We start from the raw sequence: 2,761 nt of genomic DNA, 5'->3' as shown, positions 1-2,761 counted from the left end.
ATTCTTATGCAGTTATTATTTGATAAGAAGAATGCAGCATTCTTCTTCATTGGTTGGGCATTAACAGCTTTACTTTCAGTGAACACTGTAGGTACTGCCGTTATTGGTACAGCTATCGCATATACAATTTATCAGTATACAATCTCAAATAGAAAAAATAATGTGGCTGTTGCAGTTGAAACAGATGAATTATCTGACGATTTAGGAGGCGAATTATAATGGAAAACAAAGAATTAAACACTCAGGATACAGTTATGACACCTGATGTGTATAAGAAAACATTCTGGCGTACATTCCCGTTACAGGCTTGTTTCTGTTTTGAGAGAATGCAGAACGTAGGCTTTGCATATATGATGGTTCCCGCTTTAAAGAAGCTTTATACAGATAAGAAAGATATTTCAGATGCTTTGAAGAGACATTTAGCTATCTTTAATACAACTCCTGCAGTCGTTAGTTTTATTGCGGGTGCGTCTATCGCAATGGAAGAGAAGTTCAAGAAAGCTAAAGATAATGGTGAAGAAGTAGATGAAGAATCAATCAACGCTGTTAAGACTGCTTTAATGGGTCCTCTTGCTGGTATTGGTGATTCATTCTTCTGGGGAACATTCAGAATCATTGGTGCTGGTATTGGTACAAGCTTAGCGGCTAAGGGAAGTATCTTAGGTGCTATTCTATTCTTGCTTATTTATAATATTCCTCATCTTCTTGTTCGTTATTATGGATTAAAGATGGGTTATAAGAGTGGTGTTGGTTTCTTAGCGAGCATGAATGAAGGTGGCGTAGTTGCGGTATTAACTGAAGCAGCTAAGGTACTTGGTTTACTAGTTGTTGGTTCTATGTGTGCTTCTATGGTATCTATTTCTACGCCATTCGTATTCCATTTAAATGGTACAAAAATCGTATTACAGGAAATCTTTGATGGTATTATTAAAGGCTTCCTACCTCTAGGATTTACTTTTATTATTTATACTTTATTAGAGAAAGGAATGAAGAGTACAACTTTACTTTGGGGTATTTTAATTCTTGGTATTGTTTGCTCTTTCTTTGGTATTTTATAAAATGGCTTCAAATATGTATAACTATATATGTGAAACACCGGAAGTGTTAACACATATTATTGATAACAGAAAAGAAATTACTCATGAATTCGTAGAAGAATTCAAAGATAAAGATATTGAACAGATTTATGTTATTGGATCAGGTACTTCATATCATGCGGGACTTTCAGCAAAGAACTATTTAGAAGAAGTATTAAACCTTAAAGTGTTCTGCATGTATCCTACACAGTTCCATAGAAGTGAAAAAGTCTTTAATAAGAAGACTTTGGTAATTGGCATGTCACAGGGTGGACAGAGTTTATCTACTGTAGAAGGTTTAGATGCCGCTACAACACAGGGACTCTATACTGCGGCAGTATCAGAAAATCCTACTGCGCTTGTATTTGATCATGCAACAACTAAGACAAGAATTGAAGTGGGTAATGAAAAATGTGGTGCCAAGACTAAAGGCTATGCTGGTACTACTGTTACTTTAATGATGATGCTTTCAGAATGGGCTATCGCAAAAGGTATTCTTTCTGAAGAGTCATTTGAAGGTTACAAAGAAAGAATGTTTAAAGTTATTGGTAATATGCCAAACATTGTAAATGCAGCAACAGAATGGTATGGAAGAATTAAAGATGAATTCTTACCAGCTAAAAGAATTATTGTCGTAGGCTATGATGGAAACTATGCTGATGTTTTAGAAGGTGCATTAAAAGTACTTGAAACAGTAAGACAGGGTGTAACAGGCTATGATATTGAAGAATTCTTCCATGGTATTTATAACTCTATTACTGAAAGTGCTCATATCTTCTATCTTGGCTCTAAGGGTGACTATAAGCCTCGTACTTTAAAACTTATTGAAATCCTTAAAGAGTGGACACCACATAATTACTTAATTGCTTCACCAGAAGGTGTAGATGCACCAACTAATAAGGATTGTATCGTTCCATTCACAGAAGATCCTCTCTTCTCTCCATGGGAATATATCATTCCGATGCAGGTATTGGCGTGTCTTGCTCCTCAGGATTTAGGTATCAATCCAGATATCCCAAAAGATCCTCAGTTCCATGCACGTATTGGCAGCAAAAAACTTGATGGTGTCAGAGACGCTTATAAAACTGAAAAATAGAAAAAGTTATGGCAATCATGATTTGCCATAACTGAAAGTGTGGACCAGGAAAATGTCGAAAAACTTGTCAGCAGCCTACAAAACAAATAAAAGATATATTATTACTTTCTTTTCGGTGCTCTTTTCGGCACTCTTACAGACATTTGTTCTTCAGACATTTTTGAATCCTTCTGACCTTTTATCAAGTGGTTTTACCGGTATTGCGATTTTAATTAATCGTATCAGCATGCTTTATGGATATTCATTGTCTATTTCCACGCTTGTGATTGTACTCAATCTACCTGTCGCAATTGTATGTTATAAGACAATAGGTAAGAAATTTGTTTTCTTCTCTTTCTTACAAGTTCTCTTCTTCAGTATTTTCACAAGGGTATTATCATTTGATCCATTATTTGATGATGTGATCTTGAATGTCTGTTTTGGTGGATTTCTTTATGGCTTTGCGATTGCGATTGCCTTAAGAGGTAATGCAAGTACAGCCGGTACTGACTTTATTGCTTTATATGTATCGAATAAAATGAATAAGTCAATCTTCGAATATATATTTGTCTTCAATACCTTGATGCTATGTGTATTTGGATTCATGTTT

4 protein-coding genes are annotated in these 2,761 nt (G+C 35.2%); all 4 read left to right on the top strand.

Going from position 1 to position 2,761, the window contains the following annotated elements; genetic code table 11:
- The coding region (locus B2S90_RS07325) for a PTS sugar transporter subunit IIC (RefSeq protein WP_286696795.1) at positions 1-219 on the top strand (219 nt) is incomplete at its 5' end.
- The gene (locus tag B2S90_RS07320; RefSeq protein WP_238703730.1) at positions 219-1,058 is read left to right on the top strand and encodes a PTS system mannose/fructose/sorbose family transporter subunit IID; all 840 of its coding nucleotides are present in this window, start codon (positions 219-221) and stop codon (positions 1,056-1,058) included. The genes B2S90_RS07325 and B2S90_RS07320, both read left to right, overlap by 1 nt.
- Positions 1,059-1,071: 13 nt before the next feature.
- Positions 1,072-2,172: an SIS domain-containing protein gene (locus B2S90_RS07315; protein ID WP_195921630.1), complete on the top strand. Its 1,101-nt coding sequence runs from the start codon at positions 1,072-1,074 to the stop codon at positions 2,170-2,172.
- Between the two features lie 52 nt (positions 2,173-2,224).
- Positions 2,225-2,761: YitT family protein (locus tag B2S90_RS07310; protein ID WP_286696794.1), on the top strand; the 537-nt coding region annotated here is incomplete at its 3' end.

Source organism: Catenibacterium sp. UBA627, from assembly GCF_002299355.1.
Taxonomy (GTDB): Bacteria; Bacillota_I; Bacilli_A; order Erysipelotrichales; family Coprobacillaceae; genus Catenibacterium; species Catenibacterium mitsuoka.
The sequence above is the reverse complement of the archived record's forward strand: the minus strand, read 5'-3'. Positions and strand labels throughout refer to the sequence as shown.

Coding starts and splice junctions, on each gene's coding strand:
- B2S90_RS07320 (WP_238703730.1), top strand. CDS start 219: ATGGAAAACAAAGAATTAAACACTCAGGATACAGTTATGACACCTGAT.
- B2S90_RS07315 (WP_195921630.1), top strand. CDS start 1,072: ATGTATAACTATATATGTGAAACACCGGAAGTGTTAACACATATTATT.